This is a genomic window from Rugamonas sp. DEMB1 (genome assembly GCF_029834475.1).
GTDB lineage: Bacteria > Pseudomonadota > Gammaproteobacteria > Burkholderiales > Burkholderiaceae_D > Rugamonas > Rugamonas rubra.
The window spans coordinates 2,341,495-2,357,940 of sequence record NZ_CP122407.1 but is presented as its reverse complement, the minus strand read 5'-3'; the positions used below and the strand labels follow the sequence as shown (position 1 = coordinate 2,357,940).

Sequence of the window (16,446 nt, the reverse complement as noted above, 5' to 3'; positions counted from 1 at the left end):
TGACAATGACAGGCCTGTCGCGGTCGGCTCGCTCAGCATCGAGGAGAGGCGGTGCCGGCCAACTTGACGAGGCCAACTTCAGCCGCCTCCAGGCGCCGCGCCCGGCCCGCCGCTGGTTTTTTGGCAACAACACTGGCGGCACGGCGGGCCGCCATGGCATCATCGGGTATTCGTCATCCGCCCCGAGGTTTCCATGGCCGTGCTGCGCCGCCTGCTCCACATCTTCCTGTTGTTCTGTTTGTGCCCGCCGTCGCAGGCGCTCGAGCTGCCCGAGCGCGACGGCGCCGCCGCCCGCCCCGCCGCCGCCACCACCACCGTGGCGCCGCTGGTGTTCGCCAACCGCACCCTGTTCGTTTTCCGCGCCCCGCTGACCGGCTACAGCCCGGCCGAGCGGGCCGAGGGCGCGCACAAGCGCCTGCTCGCCGCGCTGGCCAAGCCGGGCGCGCCGGCGCCGTCGACCCGGCCGATCGCCGAGGGCACCCAGCTGCTGCTCGGCGGCGCCCAGCTGTTCCTGGTGACGCCGGCCGACATCAACCCGCTGGCCGGCGACACCACCGACAGCGTCGCCGCCGAGGCGGCCGCCACGCTGGCCAAGGCCCTGCTCGAACAGCGCGAGCAGACCAGCCTGCACTACCTGCTGATCGCCGGCGCGCTGTGCCTGGCCGCGACGCTGGCCTGGATGCTGGTGCTGCACGGCCTGGGCCGGTTGCACCGCTGGGCCGCCGCCTGGAGCATGCGGCAAATCAGCCGCCGGCTCGGCGAGGTGCGCCTGAAAAACGTCCGCGTGCTCGACGCCGAGCACTACGTCGGCTTCATGCGCCGCCTGGTGTTCCTGCTGGTCTGGGCGCTGCGCCTGATGGCCAGCTACCTGTGGGCCGCCTTCGTGCTGGGCAAGGTGCCCTACACGCGCAGCTGGGGCGAGCGGCTCGAGGGCTACCTGCTCGACGTCGCCGGCGGCGTCGCGCAGAGCGTGCTGGGCGCCCTGCCCGGCCTGCTGCTGGTGTTGGTGATCGCCGTGCTGGCGCGGCTGGTGGTGCTGACCGCCGCCTCCTTCTTCCAGCGCGTCGAGAGCGGCGAGCTGCAGTTCGGCTGGCTCGACCGCGACACCGCCGGGCCGACCCGGCGCATCGCCAACGTGGTGATCTGGCTGTTCGCGCTGGCCATGGCCTACCCCTACCTGCCGGGCGCGCAGACGGCGGCCTTCCAGGGCGTCTCGGTGCTGGTCGGGCTGATGCTGTCGATCGGCGCCTCGAGCATCGTCGGCCAGGGCGCCAGCGGCTTGATCCTGATGTACGCGCGCACCCTGCGCAAGGGCGAGTACGTGCGCATCGGCGACAGCGAAGGCACGGTGGCCGAGCTGGGCCTGTTCAACGTCAGCCTGCGCACCGGCCTGGGCGAGGAGGTCACGCTGCCCAACGCCTGGGTGCTGGGCCAGACCAGCAAGAACTATTCGCGCGCCTATCCGGGCACCGGCTTCGTGCTCGACACCACCGTCACCATCGGCTACACCACGCCGTGGCGCCAGGTGCACGCCATGCTCGAGCTGGCCGCCGGCCGCACCGAGGACATCGCCGCCGCGCCCAAACCCTATGTGATGCAGCTGGCGCTGTCGGACTTCTACGTCGAGTACCGGCTGGTGGCCTACGCCAGCGTGCAGACGCCGCGCAAGCGCGCCGACGTGCTCAACCAGCTGCACCAGCACATCGTCGACGTGTTCAACGAGTACGGCGTGCAGATCATGTCGCCGCACTACCAGCGCGACACGCCGGAGCCGCAGGTGGTGCCGAAGGAGCAGTGGCACCTGGCGCCGGCCGCGCCGGCACCAGCGTGTTGAAGTAGCGGTTGCCGGGGAAGTCCGGCGCCAGCCGTCGGCGGCCACCGTGGCCATCAGCAAAAAGGCTTGGGCGGCGAAGAACTCGCGGTGCTGCGCCGGCATGGCGTCGTAGATGGCGCCGCCGGCAATGCCGCCGGCCGCGAGCGCCAGCGCGCCACCATGGCGGCGAACTCGACGCCGGTGAAGGGTTTGGCCAGGTAGTCGTCCATGCCGGCGGCCAGGCAGCGCTGGCGGTCGCCCTCGATGGCGCTGGCGGTCAGCGCGATCACGGGCAGGCGCGCCAGACCCAGCGCGGCCTCGCGCTCGCGCAGGCGCCGCGTTGCCTCGTAGCCGTCCATCACCGGCATCATGCAGTCCATCAGCACCAGGTCGTAGTGGCCGCCCGCCAGAGCGGCCAGCGCCAGCTCGCCGTTGCCGGCCTCGTCGACCTCGCAGCCGAGCCGGGTCAGCAGGATGCGCGCCAGTTGCCGGTTCATCTCGGTGTCCTCGGCCACCAGCACGCGCCACGGCGCCGATGCGGCGGCGGCGGCGCTGGCGCCGGTGCCGCCGCCGATGGCGGCAGCGATGGTAGTACCGGTGGCAGCGGCGATGCTGGCGCCGGTGCCGTCGAGGGCGGCAACGATGTCGGTGCCAGCGGTGCCGCTGCCGAGGGCCGCGTTGGTGGCATTGGCGGCGTCGGCTGCGCTGGCGGCGGCGTCCTTGCCATGCCCTGGCGGCGCGCCCCCGCCCGCCATGGCGTCGGCCGCTGCGGCCGGCGCCAGCCGGCAGGGGATCTCGAAGGCGAAGGTGGTGCCGCGTTCGGCCACGCTGACGCAGTCGATATGGCCGCCCATCAGCTCGACCAGGCGCTTGCAGATGGCCAGCCCCAGCCCGGTGCCGCCGTACTGCCGGCTGATGGTGTTGTCGGCCTGGCTGAACGGCTCGAACAGGCGGCGTTGCGCCTCCGCCGCGATGCCGATGCCGCTGTCGCTGACGGCGTAGTGCAGCCGCAGCGCCTCGCCGTCGGCGCCGGCGCTGGCGGCCAGGCGCACCGTGACGCGGCCGCTGGGCGTGAACTTGATGGCGTTGTCGACCAGGTTGCCCAGCACCTGGCGGATGCGGCCGGCGTCGGCGTAGACCGCCGCCACGCCGACCTGGCAGACGGTCTCGATGCTCAGACCCTTCTGCGCCGCGCCGGCCAGGTACAGCTCGACCACCTGGCGCAGGTGCGCGGCGGGGTCGAAGGCGGCGCTCTCGAGCTCCATGCGGCCCGACTCGACCTTGGAGAAGTCGAGCACGTCGTTGATGATGTGCATCAACTCGACCACGCCGCTGTGGACGTTGCGGGCGTAGCCGCGCTGGGTGGCGTCGAGCTCGGTGCCGAGCATCAGCTCGGACATGCCGACGATGCCGTTCATCGGCGTGCGGATCTCGTGGCTCATCATGGCCAGGAAGCGCGACTTGGCCTCGCTGGCGGCGTCGGCCAGCTGCATCAGCTCGCGCGCCTCCTCGGCGTCGTGCTCGCGCCGCTTGAGCAGCACGGCCATCAGCCAGAAGGCCACCAGCAGCACCAGCAGGCTGGCCAGGCCGACGCCGCCGAGCAGGCGCACGCTGCGCCACCAGCCGGCCAGCAGCAGCTCCTCGGTGATGGTGGCGTTGACCACCAGCGGATAGTCGCGCACCTGGCGCACCGCGCCCATGCGGTAGATCGGCCGGCCGCCGGCCGACTCGCGCGGCGCATGCGTCAGCACGACGTCGTGCAGCTTGCCCTGAGAAATGACCTGGTAGGTGGTGCCCGACAGCACGCGCTTGCCCATCATGCCCTCGACCTGCGGCCAGCGCGCCAGCAGCGTGTGGTCGCGCCGGTACAGGGTGATGGCGGCGTGCTCGCCCAGGCTGACGTTGCGGAAGAAGGCGGCGAAGAAGTCGCAGGAGACGCCCACCAGCACCACGCCGGCGAACTCGCCGGCCGGGCCGTTGAGGCGGCGGCTGACGTAGAAGGTCCACTTGCCGTTGCCCTTGTTGCGCACCGGCGCGCTGAGGTACACGGCCGGGTCGTCGCTGCCGCGGTGGTGCTGGAAGTAGTCGCGGTCGGCCAGGTTGATCACCGGCGCCGGATAGCTGCGGGTGAAGTTGAGCACGCCGCCGCCGGCGTCGACGATGGTGGCCACGTCGACCTGCGGCAGGCCGCTGATCTTGTCGCGCATCATCTGGTACATCGCCTCGCTGCGCGCCAGCTTGGCCAGCGGCGCGGCGTCGCGCTTCTGGCCGGCGTGCACCACGTCGACGATGGAGTCGAGCACCAGGTAGGTCGAGCCCATGGTCTGCGCCACGTTCTCGCTCAGCACCAGGGCCAGTCCGCCCATGTCCTGGCGCCAGTCCTCGACGGCGCGCTCGCGCAGGAACCAGGTGGACGCCAGCATGGTCGCGCACAGCAGCACGACCAGCGCGCCGCCGATCAGCGCGGTGGCCGTGCGCGCGCTCAGGCCGGTCCAACGCAGCGGGTTGCGGCGCCGCTCGCGCCGCGGCGGCGGCCCGGCGGCGGGCGCGCCCGGCCCGGGCGGCGCGACGGCGCTCATCGGGACAACACGGCGGCGCCGTCGAACTCGGCGATGCTGCGCTCGACCTCGGCCAGCACCCGGCCGAAGGCGCCGGCCAGGCCGTCGCACAGCTCGGCGGCGGCGCCCAGTTGGCCGCCGCCGGCGGCGCTCTCGACCCGCTGCAGCGCGGCGGCCAGGGCGACGGCGCCGACCAGGGCGACGGTGCCCTTCAGCGCGTGGCTCTCGTGGCACAAGGCGCGCGCCTCGCCGGCCGCCAGCGCCGCCTGCAGGCGCAGCAGCATGGGCGGCGCGATGGCGACGAAGGTTTGCGACAGGGCGCGGAAGGTCTCCAGGTCGCCGGCCGCCGCGCGCAGCAGCACGTGCGGATCGATGCAACGGTAGGCGGCGCTCACGCCAGCTCCTCGAGCGGCGCGACGGCCGCCAGCCGAACCGGCGGCGGCAGGTCGGCGCGGCGCAGCGGCAGGGTGAACGAGAAGATCGCGCCCGGCCCGCCGGCGGCCGCCTCGACCCAGATGCGCCCGCCCATCAGCTCGACCAGGCGGGCGGCGATGGCCAGGCCGAGCGCGGCGCCGTCCTTGGCGCGGCTGGGCGAGTCGTCGAGCGGCGAGAATTTTTGGAAGATCTGGCGGCGCAGCTCGGCCGGCACGCCCTGGCCGTGGTCGGCCACCTGCACCAGCAGGCCGTCGGCGCCGGGCGCCATGCGCAGGCACACCCGGCCCGGCGCGCTGGCGGCGACGGCGTTGCGCAGCAGGATGTCGAGCACGCGCAGCAGCTTGGCGCGGTCGCACACCAGCAGCGCGCCCAGCTGCGGCGCCAGCTCGCACTCCAGGCTGAGTTGGCGGGCGGCGGCGGCGCCGGCGTGGCCGGCCAGCGCCTGCCGCGCCACCTCGGCGAGCGGCTCGGCGTGCAGCTCGACCACCGTCTTGCCCGATTCGAGCGCGCTCAGCTCGAGCACCGACTCGATCAGGCCGAACAGGCGCATGCCGCACTCGTGCACGGCGCGGGCGAAGCCGCCCCGCGTGCCCTCGCCGAGCTCCTCGGCCAGCAGCTCCGAGTAGCCGAGGATGCCGTTGAGCGGGGTGCGCAACTCGTGCGACATGTTCGACAGGAAGCGCGACTTGGCCAGGCTGGCGGCGATGGCCTGCTCGCGGCTGTCGATCAGGCGGCCGGTCATGACGATGAAGCCGGCGCACACCAGGCCGATCAGCAAGGTGACGGCGGCGGCCAGCGCCAGCGCCTGGACGCGGCCGGCGGCGTAGCCGGCCAGGCGCTCCTCCAGGTCGATGCCGACCAGCACGTAGAGCGGATAGGCGCGCAGCTTCTCGTAGGCGTAGATGCGTTGCCGGCCGTCGATCGGGCCAGCGTCGTCGAACACGCCCTGCGCGCCGCGCCGCATGGCGGCGAAGACGGCGCTGCTGCCGATGTCCTGGCCGCGCGAGTCGTCGCCGCCGACGCGGCGCGCGCGCACCACGCCGTCGGCGCCGACCAGGGCGATCGAACCGCGCTGGCCGACGTCGATCTGTTCGTACAGGCGGGTGAAATAGGACGGGTCGAGCGAGGTCACCACCACGCCCTTGAAGGCGCCTTCCGGGCCGCCGATGCGGCGCGTCAGCTGCAGCGACCAGCGCTGCGAGACCCGCCCCAGCACCGGCTGGCTGATGTAGAGCGCGTCGCCGAGGGCGCCGTCGCGGTGCACGCTGATGTGGGCGCGGTCGGCCAGGTTCATCGGTTTGAACGGTTTGCTCGACAACACCACGTCGGCGTTGCCGTCGACGATGCTGAACAGGTTGTACAGGTCGCTCGGGCCCAGCCCCTCGCGCAGCTCGCGGCCGATGTCCAGGCCCATGCCCAGGCTGTTGTAGCGGTGGCGCAGGAAGATCACCGCCTGGTCGGCGGCGACGATGGTGCGGCTGGCGTGCTCGTCGAACAGGCGGGCCAGGCCGCGGGCGTCGCGCCGCGCGTCGGCGATCTGCGCCTGGCGGGTCGAGGACAGCTGCACCATCGTCATGGTCCAGGTGCCGGCGATCAGCAGCAGGCCGAAGGCCGCCAGCAGCCAGCGCACGTCGACCTTACGCCCAGTCCGTTGCCACATCGCGCCCCCTTCGTCATTGCCGCCGGCCGCCGGGAATGGCGCCGCGCTGGCATCGAGACACCATCTTGCCCCCAAAAAACTGATTTGTCAAATTCGTTTAATTCGATATATTCAATTCATTGCGCCGGGGCCGGCGCCGCTCAGCGCCCCTGCCGCGCCCGCTGCGCGCAGCAGGCCCGCAGATAGCCGCGCAACTCGTCGTAGTTGACCGGCTTGGCGAAGAACACCACGCCGGCCGGCACGCCGCCGCGCGCCGCCAGGTTCGTGCTCGGACATGCTCGACAACATGGCGATGTGCGGGATCGCCAGGTGCTGGTCGCCCAGGATGGTCCTGACCACCTCGTAGCCGTCGATGCCGTCCATCATGATGTCGGCCAGCAGGATGTCGGGCTGGCGGCGGGCGATCTCGAGCAACGCCTGGTAGCCGTTCTCGCAGAACGACAGGCTGACCGGCAGCTGCCAGGCGGCGATCTGGCGCTCGTAGATGGCGCGCTGCATCGGGTTGTCCTCGATCACCAGCACGCTGGCCGGCCCGCCCGGGGCGGCGGCGGCCCGGCCGGCGCCGGCCACCGCGCCGCCCTGCGGCGCGGTCTTGTAGTCCAGCACGGCCTGGCGCGGGATGCGCCGGTGGCCGCCCTTGGTCTTCCAGGCCTCGATCACGCCGGCCTCGACCAATTGTTGCACCGAGGATACGGAAATGCCGAGGATCTCGGCCGCCTGCTGGGTCGTGCACACCTCGTCGGGCGTGGTTTCCTTGCTCTTCATCGCGTTATCAGTCTCAAATTCCACAAATAGAAAAAATAAATTACCCAAATTCAACAAATAAGTTCAAAAATCAATATAATCAATTCCAACAGCGCGGACTCTTCCGCCGCAAGACCTTCGCCCCAAGCCCATTATGCCGCCGAAACGGGAGGCGGCATAGCGGAAATGGTAACAGCCCCAGCTGAAAATGCGAATAGCAGCAAAAAGCGGTGAATTCAATTCGTCCTTGTTCCACCCCGACAGGAGAGCCTCATGCACGTCTACCAGCCCAAACGCCGCAGCAGCGACAACGCGTGGAACCGCCTGGCCAAGCACGACAGCCGCAGGCAGACACTGCTGTTCGGCGCCGTCGCCGGCCTGATCCTGGCCATGCTCTACCTGCCGCAATTGAGCCCGTGGCACCGCATGGCGCTGTTGGCCATGCTGGCCGCCACCGCCACCACCCTGACGCTGCGCACGCTGGGCGCGCACGGCCTGATGCAGCGCCAGCCGGCCCGCGAGCCGGCGCCGGGCGCCGCTTCGGCGGACCTGGCCGCCTGCCGCGCCATGCACGGCATCACGGCGCCGGGGCCGGCCCCGGCGCTGCAACTGACACTGGCGCCGGCGCCGGCCGGCCGCGCCGACCACGGCGTCGACCACGGCGTCTCGCCCGGCGTCGAACTCGGCGTCGACAGCGGTGCCGTCACCGATCCCCTCACCGGCAGCTACCGCCGCCAAGAGGGCGAACGCCTGCTGGCGCACATGTTCGGCCGCGCCCGCCGCTTCAGCGCGCCGCTGGCCCTGGTGGTGTTCCGCCTCGAGCATGTGCGCCGCATCAACGCCATGTTCGGCCGCGCCAGCGGCGACGCCGTGCTGGCCGACCTGGCCCGCTTCGCCACCGAACGCCTGCGCGGCAGCGACGTGCTGGCCCGCTGGGACGACTGCTCCTTCGCCCTGCTGCTGCCGGGCACCTCGGCGCGCCAGGCGGCCCATGTCGCCCGCATGCTGCAACAGGGCATAGAGCAGTCCTTCTTCGCCGGCTTCGGCGGCATGAGCTGCAGCGTCGGCATCGGCGCCAGCAGCCGCTGCCGCTCGGCCGCCGAGCTGGCCCTGCAGGCCGAACGCCGCGCCGCCGAGGCCTAAGCGCCGCCGCCGCCGCCAACAACCCGCCTCACCCGCCACGGAAAGGAAAGTCGCATGAAAACCAGCCACATCCGCAAACACATGCCGCGCAACCCGCACCAGTTGCTCGACGCCATCATCGGCAACAACGGCCTGAAGAACGACGCCGCCCTGTGCCGCATCCTGCAGGTGGCGCCGCCGCGCATCAGCAAGATCCGCCACGGCAAGCTCGGCGTCAGCGCCGACATCATCCTGCGCCTGCACGAGCACTTCCAGATCCCCATCGCCGACCTCAGGGACATGATGGAACGGCAGGCCTGAGCGGCGGCGGCGTGCGCCTGGGGCGAACTTGACGCAGATCAAATATTTTTCGCGCCATGCTTGCTATCCTGAATCTCATAGTTCGATGAAAGGTGCGTGATGATCCGACAGCCAGCCCCGTCCGCGCCGCGCGCCTCCCCGCCGGAGCGGCCATGTTCCACCTGAGCGCGCGCCGCGCCTTGGCGCTGGCGCGGGCCGCGCTGCTGCCGCCGGTCGACCTGCCGCCGCAGGCCGAGCGCGCCATGCGGGCCCAGCACGACGTGCAGGCCGAGAAACTGTTGCCCTTGCTGACGCCGCTGTTCGGCCTTGTCGTGCTACTGTTCTCGCTGTGGGACTGGCAGCTCGACCCGCAGCGCGCCGGCACCGCCCTGCTGGTGCGCGTTGCCGCCGTGCTGCTGGCCGGCGCCGGCTACTGGCCCAACCGGCTCGGCTGGGGCGTGACCACGCGCTGCACCGTCATCTATTTCTGCCACGCCGGCGCCATCATCGTCTGCGCCTGGCTGCTGCGTCCCGGCCTGCCCTACGCCATGGGCGCGATCGCCGCCAGCCTGTTCTCCATGTCCGTCGTCACGCTGCGCCTGCGCAGCTTCCTCGCCATCGTCGCCGCGCCGTCCCTGCTGTTCGTGCTGCTGGCGGCGCAGCAGCTGGCCCTGGCCGACTTCGCCGCCTGCCTGGTCCAGTACCTGTTCGCGCTGCTGCTGGCGGCCAGCGTGATGCTGCTGTTCCGCCGCTTCCACCAGCGCGCCTTCCTGCTCGAACAGCAGTTGCTGCACATGTCGCACCACGACAGCCTGACCGGCGCCTGCAACCGCCTCTACCTGGAGCAGGTGGCCGAGCGCGAACTGGCGCTGGCGCATCGCCACGGCCGCAGCCTGGCCGTGGCCATGCTCGACATCGACCACTTCAAGCTGGTCAACGACAACTACGGCCACGACACCGGCGACCGCGTGCTGCAGGAGCTGGTGCGCTGCTGCCAGGGCGCGCTGCGCGAGATCGACCACTTCGGCCGCCTCGGCGGCGAGGAGTTCGTCTGCGTGCTGCCCGAGACCGACCGCGCCGAGGCGCTGCTGTGCGCCGAGCGCCTGCGCGCCAGCCTGGCCTCGCTGCGCATGGCCACGCCGCAGGGGCCGCTGCGCTTCACCGTCAGCATCGGCGTGGCCGTGTACGGCCCCGGGCACCCCGACTGGCCGGCCCTGCTCAAGGCGGCCGACGAGGCGATGTACCGCGCCAAGAACGACGGCCGCAACTGCGTGCGCCTGGCCGGCGAGCCGCCCAAACAAGCCGCCGCCACGCCACCCGCCGCCGGCGCCGGCGCGGTCCTCCAATCCACCTAGCCCCCCGGGAGCCCGCATGAGCTACAAGACCATCCTCGTCCACCTCGACCAGTCGACACACAACGCCGAGCGCAGCCGCATCGCCGCCGACCTGGCGCAGCAGCACCAGGCCCACCTGGTGGGCGCCGCGCCGACCGGCCTGTCGCGCTTCGCCTACCCGCACAACCCGGCGGCGGCGCCGGCCGCGCCGGCGCTGGCCGGCCACCTGGCCTTCCTGCGCCAGCGCGCCGAGACGGCGCTGGCCGGCTTCGACGCCATGGCGGCCCGGCGCGGCATCGCCTCCTGCGAGCGGCGCCTGGTCGACGACGAGACCGAGGCCGGCCTGGTGCTGCAGGCGCGCTACAGCGACCTGCTGGTGCTCAGCCAGACCGACCCGGACGAGGCCTCGCCCAACCTGATCGCCGCCCTGCCCGAGTACGCCGTGCTGCACTGCGCCCGGCCGGTGCTGATCCTGCCCTACGCCGGCCGCTTCGAACGGGTCGGCGAACAGGCGCTGGTGGCCTGGGACGGCAGCATGGAGGCGACCCGCGCCATCACCGGCGCGCTGCCGCTGCTGCGCCGCGCGCGCAAGGTGACGCTGGCGGTGTTCAACCCGCCGGCCGCCTACAGCGTGCACGGCGAACAGCCCGGCGCCGACATCGCGCTCTACCTGGCGCGCCACGGCGTGGCGGTCGAGGTGGCGCAGCAGGCCACCGAGCTCGACATCGGCAACGCCCTGCTGTCGCTGGCGGCCGACCTGGGCAGCGACCTGATCGTCATGGGCGCCTACGGCCACAGCCGCCTGCGCGAGGTGGTGCTGGGCGGCGCCACCCGCACCGTGCTGGCGAGCATGACGGTGCCGGTGCTGATGACGCACTAGGCGCGCCGCGCCGACCGACCTGGCGGCACCGGCGCGGGTGCCGCGCCGCCCGCCTAGGGCAGCTCGACCACCTCGGCGTAGTCGGGCACGTGGCAGTCCCAGCGCAGCTTTTCCTCGATGCGGTGGCGCAGGCCGTCGGCCGCCGCCGGCTCGCCGTGGGTGATGAAGACGCGCTTGGGCGCCAGGCCGGCGCCGCCCAGCCATTCGAGCATCTCGTCGGCGTCGGCGTGGGCCGACAGGTTGTCGATCTGGCGCACCTCGGCGCGCACCTGCACGTACTCGCCGTAGATCTTGATCTCGCCGGCGCCGCCTATCATCGCCGCGCCGCGCGTGCCGCCGGCCTGGAAGCCGGCGAACAGGATGGTGTTGCGGTGGTCGCCGGCGAAGGCCTTCAGGTGGTGCAGCACGCGCCCGCCGGTGGCCATGCCGCTGGCGGCGATGACCACCATCGGCATCTGCCGCCGGTTCAACGCGATCGACTCCTCGACGCTGTTGACGATCTTGGCGGCGTGGCACATGGCCTCGCACCCGGCGCGCGACAGGCGGTGGTCGGCGCGGTGCTTCTGGTACAGCGCGGTGGCGTCGACCGCCATCGGGCTGTTCAGGTAGACCGGCAGCAGGCCGGGGATCTCGCCGCGCCGCTTCAGCTGGTCGATCAGGTACAGCAGGGTCTGGGCCCGGCCGACGGCGAACGAGGGGATCACCGTCACGCCGCCGCGCGCCGCCGTGTCGCGGATCACCTGGCCGAGCAGCACGAGCGGGTCGGCCGGGTCGTGGCGGCGGTCGCCGTAGGTCGATTCGAGCACCAGGTAGTCGCTCGGCCGCAGCGGGGTCGGCGCCACCATGATCGGATCGCGCAGCCGGCCGACGTCGCCGGAGAAGCTGATGCTGCTGGTCGGCCCCTGCACGCGCAGCGAGGCGGCGCCGAGGATGTGGCCGGCCAGCGCCAGCTCGCAGCGCAGCTCGCCGATCTCGAACGGCGTGCCGAAGGGCTGCGGCGCGAAGAAGTCGAGGGCGCGCTCGGCGTCGCGCTCGCCGTACAGCGGCAGCGCCGGCTTGTGCTTCGAGTAGTTGTGGCGGTTGGCGTACTCGGCCTCCTCCTCGAGCAGGCGGCCGCTGTCGGGCAGCAGGATCTTGCACAGGTCGAAGGTCGCCTCGCTGCAGTGGATCTTGCCGCGGAAGCCGTCGCGCACCAGCAGCGGCAGGTAGCCGCTGTGGTCGAGGTGGGCGTGGGTCAGCACCACGGCGTCGATCTCGGCCGGCGCCACCGGCAGCTCGGCCCAGTTGCGCAGGCGCAGCTGCTTGTAGCCCTGGAACAGGCCGCAGTCGACCAGGATCTTCACCGCGCCCGAGCGCAGCAGGTATTTGGAGCCGGTCACGGTGCCGGTGGCGCCGAGGAAGGTCAGGTTCATGGCGGAGTCTTTCGATGCACAGGCGGCCGCGACCCTGCCGGAACGGCGGCGCGCGCCTGCCTGTCCTAGGCAATATGCGTGTTTTGCCTAACGAAAACTTTGCGCTAGATCAAATTCGCCGCGCAGCGCGGCCCGGGCCGGCTGCCCGGCGCGGCCGGGCGGCTCAGGCGTCGGCGCGCATGCGCGCGCTGACGTCCATGCCGATGCCGCGATAGCCGACGAAGCGGCTGCTGGCGTCGAACATCGGCTCGCCGCTGACCTGCAGATGGCGGGTGCGGCCGTCGGCGCCGGTGCGGCGGTAGACGAAGTCGAGGAAGGGCCGCCGCTCGGCCAGGTTGGCGGCCAGCTGGGCGCGCTCGGCCGGGTCCCAGCCGGCCTCGGCCAACGCGGCGGCGCCGGCGCCGTCGTCCGGGCCGGCCAGGCCGAGCATCTCGGCGGCCGGGCCGGAGCAGCGCGTCAGGCGGCCCTCGGCGTCCTGCTCCCAGTACCAGTCGGAGGACAGCTCGGTGAAGCGCTGGAAGCGCGCCTCGCTCTCGCGCAGCTCGGCGGTGCGCTCCAGCACCGTGGCCTCCAACTGCTGGTTGTAGCGCTCCAGTTTCTGGTACAGCAGGCGCACCTCGAGCAGGTTGCGGATGCGCGTCTCCACCTCGACCAGCTCGAAGGGCTTGCCGACGAAGTCCTTGGCGCCGGCCTGCAGCGCGCGCAGCTTGTGGCCCGGCTGGGCGGTGACCACCAGCACCGGCACGTAGCCGTCCGGCTCGACGTCCTTCAAGGCGGCCAGCACCTCGAAGCCGTCCATGCCCGGCATTTGCAGGTCGAGCAGGATCAGGTCGAAGTGCTGCTCGCGGTGCAGCCGGGCGACGCAGAACGGGTCCATCGTCGTGGTGACGCGGCTGTAGCCGCCGTTGCGCAGCATCTGCTCGAGCAGCATGACGTTGGCCTCCTGGTCGTCGACCACCAGGATGTTGGCGTTGAGTAGTTCGCTTGCGTTGATCATGGCCGTGCTTCCTTGAATACGTGTGCGGCCGGCGTCGCCGCCGCCGCCGGGTTGGCGCTGTGCGCGCCGTTCAATGCTCTTCCTCGACCATGCCGTTGGCGGCGGCGAAATGCAGCGCCAGGTCGAGCGCGTCCATGAACTCCTGCACCTTGATCGGCTTGGTCAGGTAGCGGAAGAAGCCGGCCTCGATGCCCTTCTCGATGTCGCGCGGCACCGCGTTGGCCGACAGCGCCAGCACCGGGATGTGCTTGGTGTTCGGGTCGTCCTGCAGGATCTTCAGGCAGCCGTAGCCGCTGATGCCGGGCAGGTTGATGTCCATCAGGATCACGTCCGGCTGGTAGGTGCGCGCCAGCTGGATGCCCAGGTGGCCGTCGATGGCGGTGAGCAGGCGCAGGTCGGCGCGGCGGGCGATCAGCTGCTCGACCAGGCTCAGGTTGGCCGGGTTGTCCTCCACGTACAGCAGGGTGCGCGGCGCCGTCTCGGCGTGCGCCAGGGCCGCCTCGGCGGACGGCTCGTGGCCGCCGATCAGCGCAGGCGCCTCGGCGCCCTGCAGCTCGATCCAGAAGGTGGTGCCGACGTCGATCGCGCTGTCGACGCCGATCGCGCCGCCCATCAGTTCGACCAGCTGCTTGGTCACCACCAGGCCGATGCCGGTGCCCTCCTCGGTGCTGTCCTCCTGGCCCAGGCGGTTGAAGGGCTGGAACAGCTGGCCCAGTTGTTCCCCGCTCAGGCCGGCGCCGGTGTCGCGCACGTTGACGCGCACCCGGCCGCCCTCGGCGGCGGCACAGTCCACCGTCACGGTGCCGCCGCTGCGGTTGTACTTGATGGCGTTCGACAGCAGGTTGATCATCACCTGCTTGACCCGGGTGCGGTCGGCGTGCACATACATCGGCCGGACGAAATGCGGGAACACCATCTGGATGCCGCGCTTGTGCGCCTGCGGCTCGATCATCGACTTGCAGTCGGCCATCACCTCGCTCAGCGCCATCGACTCCTGCGACATGGTGATCTTGCCCGACTCGATCATCGCCAGGTCGAGGATCTCGTTGATCAGGCGCAGCAGATACCAGCCGCCCTTGAGGATCTGGTCGAGCGAGCGCTGTTGCGGCAGGCTGGGCGCCGGCGTCTCCGAGGCCATCAGCTGGGCGAAGCCGAGCACCGCGTTGAGCGGCGTGCGCAGCTCGTGGCTCATGCTCGAGAGGAATTCGGACTTGGCCAGGTTGGCCTTCTCGGCGGTGGCGCGGGCGCCCTCGAGCTCGACGTTGGTCTCCTGCAGCGCGTGCTCGAACTGCTTGCGCTCGGTGACGTCGCGCGCGGCGGCGAACACGCCCTGCAGGTTGCGGTTGCGGTCGTGGAAGGTGGTGGCGTTGTACGACACCACGGTCTGCTTGCCGTCGCGCGCCTGCGCGGTCAGCTCGTAGTTGGTCACCTTGCCTTCGCGCAGCACGCGGGTGATCGCCGCCTCGGCCCGTTGCGGCTCGGTGAAGTAGTCCTTGAACGGCGCGCCGATCAACTCGTCGCGGCTGCAGCCGGTCAGCGCCTCCATCTGCTGGTTGACGTCGCTGATGATGCCGCGCGGGTCGGTCGTCATCAAGGCGTCGATGTTCGACTCGATCAGCGAGCGGGTGTAGAACTGCTGGTCGCGCAGGCGCTGGTCGAGCAGGCCTGTCTCGGCCTCGACCTGCTTGCGCGCCGTGTTGTCGGTGCCGATCAGCAGGTAGCCGATGACCTTGTCGTCGGCGTCGCGCAGCGCGCTGACCGAGACGATGGCCGGGAAGCGCGTGCCGTCCTTGCGGATGTAGGTCAGCTCGTAGATGTCCTCGATGCCGCGCGAGGCCTTGAACACCAGCGCCTCGAAGCCCGGCGTGATCGGCGTGTTGAACTCGGCGCTGAGCGCGGCGGCGCGGGCGATCAGCTCCTCGGAGTCGGAGATGCCGGCCGGCGTCACCAGGTTGAGCACCTCGGCCGCCAGGTAGCCCAGCATGCGCTCGGCGCCGACGTTGAAGATCTGGATCACGCCCTGGGCGTCGGTGGCGATGCTGGAGAAGTTGGCGCTGTTGAAGATGGCGCGCTGCAGCGCGTCGGCCTTGAGCAGCGGCTGCTGGCCGAACAGCACCGCGCCGCGGCGGCGTATCATCCAGCGCACCCGGGCGTACAGGGCGAGCAGGCCGAGCACCAGCACCAGCGCCGTGCCGGCCGCCACGCGCAGCGCCGTCTCCGGCGCCAGCGCGCCGCCCACGCCCATCGCGCCGACCAGCAGGGCCACCAGCACCAGCGTCGCCAGGGTGGCGCCGAAACCGGTCAGCAGCAACCGTTCGGCCGGGGTTTTCTGTTCCACATGCATAGATTCTTACCTTGCGCAATCGTACTCAGAGCGTCAACCTCGGCCCAGACAAGGTGCGGCAGCGCCGCCGTACAAAAATCCGTCGTTACAAGGGACTGCCGGCGCCCAGCGCCGCCGGTCCGCCGCGCTGGCGCACGTCCGACAGCAGGCGGGCGAACTCCTTGCGCACCACCTGGTAGCATTCGCACACGTCGGCCTCCAGGCCGGCGCGGTCGATCACGCTGATGTGGCCGCGCCGGTAGCTGATGTAGCCGTAGCCCTGCAGCCGGCCGGCCGCCTCGGTGACGCCCTCGCGGCGCACGCCGAGCATGCTGGCGATCAGTTCCTGGGTCATGGTCAGTTCGCCGGCCGGCAGCCGGTCCAACGTCAACAGCAGCCAGCGGCACAACTGCTGCTCGACGCTGTGGTGGCGGTTGCACACGGCGGTCTGCGCCGTCTGCGTCAACAGCGCCTGGGTGTAGCGCAGCAGCAGGCGCATCACCGGGCCGGCGCGGTTGAACTCCTCGACCAGGATGTGCGCCTTCATGCGGTAGCCGTGGCCGCCGGTCTGCACCACGGCGCGGCTCGGCGTGCTGTCGCCGCCCATGAACAGCGACACGCCCAACACGCCCTCGTTGCCGACGCCGGCGATCTCCGACGAGCTGCCATTCTCCAGCACATAGTGCAGCGAGACGATGGCGGTGGTGGGGAAGTAGACATGGCTGAGCTTGCCGCCGGACTCGTACAGCACGTCGCCCAGACGCATCGCCACCGGCTCCAGATGGGGCGCCAGGCGGTCGAAGTCGGCGTCGAGCAGGGCCGAGAGCAGGTGGTTTTGGTTGGGGTCGCTGGGACTGGCCATGGCAGG

At 71.2% G+C, this 16,446-nt stretch carries 12 protein-coding genes and 1 pseudogene; 5 read left to right on the top strand and 8 right to left on the bottom strand.

Features of this window, described 5'->3' with window-relative positions; all coding sequences use genetic code 11:
- The first annotated feature begins 193 nt into the window (after positions 1-193).
- On the top strand, positions 194-1,834 hold the full coding sequence (locus tag QC826_RS10850; RefSeq protein WP_279765621.1) for a mechanosensitive ion channel family protein: 1,641 nt from the start codon (positions 194-196) through the stop codon (positions 1,832-1,834).
- Positions 1,835-1,887: 53 nt separating this feature from the next.
- On the opposite strand, the gene QC826_RS10845 is transcribed toward QC826_RS10850, so the two are convergent.
- The 4 genes and pseudogenes from QC826_RS10845 to QC826_RS10830 all read right to left on the bottom strand — a co-directional run bounded on the left by QC826_RS10845 (position 1,888) and on the right by QC826_RS10830 (position 7,231).
- Positions 1,888-4,392 (bottom strand): hybrid sensor histidine kinase/response regulator, encoded by a 2,505-nt coding sequence (locus QC826_RS10845; RefSeq protein WP_279765620.1) that lies wholly within the window; start codon positions 4,390-4,392, stop codon positions 1,888-1,890.
- Positions 4,389-4,766 (bottom strand): Hpt domain-containing protein, encoded by a 378-nt coding sequence (locus QC826_RS10840; RefSeq protein ID WP_279765618.1) that lies wholly within the window; start codon positions 4,764-4,766, stop codon positions 4,389-4,391. Before QC826_RS10840 ends, QC826_RS10845 begins: the two co-directional genes overlap by 4 nt.
- Complete coding sequence (locus QC826_RS10835; RefSeq protein ID WP_279765617.1) at positions 4,763-6,466, bottom strand: ATP-binding protein; 1,704 nt, start codon at positions 6,464-6,466, stop codon at positions 4,763-4,765. The genes QC826_RS10840 and QC826_RS10835 overlap by 4 nt, the downstream gene beginning before the upstream one ends.
- A gap of 140 nt (positions 6,467-6,606) precedes the next feature.
- Positions 6,607-7,231: pseudogene (locus tag QC826_RS10830) on the bottom strand (response regulator).
- Between the two features lie 252 nt (positions 7,232-7,483).
- Here QC826_RS10830 and QC826_RS10825 point away from each other — a divergent pair.
- The 4 genes from QC826_RS10825 (at position 7,484) to QC826_RS10810 (ending at position 10,846) form a co-directional block, all read left to right on the top strand.
- Positions 7,484-8,353: a GGDEF domain-containing protein gene (locus QC826_RS10825; RefSeq protein ID WP_279765616.1), complete on the top strand. Its 870-nt coding sequence runs from the start codon at positions 7,484-7,486 to the stop codon at positions 8,351-8,353.
- A gap of 54 nt (positions 8,354-8,407) precedes the next feature.
- Positions 8,408-8,653: a hypothetical protein gene (locus QC826_RS10820; RefSeq protein ID WP_093390267.1), complete on the top strand. Its 246-nt coding sequence runs from the start codon at positions 8,408-8,410 to the stop codon at positions 8,651-8,653.
- Positions 8,654-8,805: 152 nt separating this feature from the next.
- Positions 8,806-9,987: a GGDEF domain-containing protein gene (locus QC826_RS10815; protein WP_279765615.1), complete on the top strand. Its 1,182-nt coding sequence runs from the start codon at positions 8,806-8,808 to the stop codon at positions 9,985-9,987.
- Between the two features lie 16 nt (positions 9,988-10,003).
- Positions 10,004-10,846 carry a universal stress protein gene (locus QC826_RS10810; RefSeq protein ID WP_279765613.1) on the top strand — a complete coding sequence of 281 codons (843 nt, stop codon included), beginning with the start codon at positions 10,004-10,006 and terminating at the stop codon, positions 10,844-10,846.
- Positions 10,847-10,899: 53 nt separating this feature from the next.
- Here QC826_RS10810 and QC826_RS10805 read toward each other — a convergent pair whose 3' ends face one another.
- The 4 genes from QC826_RS10805 to QC826_RS10790 all read right to left on the bottom strand — a co-directional run bounded on the left by QC826_RS10805 (position 10,900) and on the right by QC826_RS10790 (position 16,440).
- On the bottom strand, positions 10,900-12,258 hold the full coding sequence (locus tag QC826_RS10805) for an MBL fold metallo-hydrolase RNA specificity domain-containing protein (protein WP_279765612.1): 1,359 nt from the start codon (positions 12,256-12,258) through the stop codon (positions 10,900-10,902).
- A 163-nt stretch (positions 12,259-12,421) separates the two neighbouring features.
- Entirely contained in the window at positions 12,422-13,255 is an 834-nt protein-coding gene (locus QC826_RS10800; protein ID WP_279765611.1) for a response regulator, read from the bottom strand.
- Between the two features lie 70 nt (positions 13,256-13,325).
- Positions 13,326-15,599: a PAS domain S-box protein gene (locus tag QC826_RS10795; RefSeq protein WP_409567794.1), complete on the bottom strand. Its 2,274-nt coding sequence runs from the start codon at positions 15,597-15,599 to the stop codon at positions 13,326-13,328.
- 85 nt (positions 15,600-15,684) lie between these two features.
- The gene (locus tag QC826_RS10790; protein WP_279765610.1) at positions 15,685-16,440 is read right to left on the bottom strand and encodes a Crp/Fnr family transcriptional regulator; all 756 of its coding nucleotides are present in this window, start codon (positions 16,438-16,440) and stop codon (positions 15,685-15,687) included.
- Between the last annotated feature and the right edge of the window lie 6 nt (positions 16,441-16,446).

Coding starts and splice junctions, on each gene's coding strand:
- QC826_RS10850 (WP_279765621.1), top strand. CDS start 194: ATGGCCGTGCTGCGCCGCCTGCTCCACATCTTCCTGTTGTTCTGTTTG.
- QC826_RS10845 (WP_279765620.1), bottom strand. CDS start 4,392: ATGAGCGCCGTCGCGCCGCCCGGGCCGGGCGCGCCCGCCGCCGGGCCG.
- QC826_RS10835 (WP_279765617.1), bottom strand. CDS start 6,466: ATGTGGCAACGGACTGGGCGTAAGGTCGACGTGCGCTGGCTGCTGGCG.
- QC826_RS10825 (WP_279765616.1), top strand. CDS start 7,484: ATGCACGTCTACCAGCCCAAACGCCGCAGCAGCGACAACGCGTGGAAC.
- QC826_RS10820 (WP_093390267.1), top strand. CDS start 8,408: ATGAAAACCAGCCACATCCGCAAACACATGCCGCGCAACCCGCACCAG.
- QC826_RS10815 (WP_279765615.1), top strand. CDS start 8,806: ATGTTCCACCTGAGCGCGCGCCGCGCCTTGGCGCTGGCGCGGGCCGCG.
- QC826_RS10810 (WP_279765613.1), top strand. CDS start 10,004: ATGAGCTACAAGACCATCCTCGTCCACCTCGACCAGTCGACACACAAC.
- QC826_RS10805 (WP_279765612.1), bottom strand. CDS start 12,258: ATGAACCTGACCTTCCTCGGCGCCACCGGCACCGTGACCGGCTCCAAA.
- QC826_RS10800 (WP_279765611.1), bottom strand. CDS start 13,255: ATGATCAACGCAAGCGAACTACTCAACGCCAACATCCTGGTGGTCGAC.
- QC826_RS10795 (WP_409567794.1), bottom strand. CDS start 15,599: ATGCATGTGGAACAGAAAACCCCGGCCGAACGGTTGCTGCTGACCGGT.
- QC826_RS10790 (WP_279765610.1), bottom strand. CDS start 16,440: ATGGCCAGTCCCAGCGACCCCAACCAAAACCACCTGCTCTCGGCCCTG.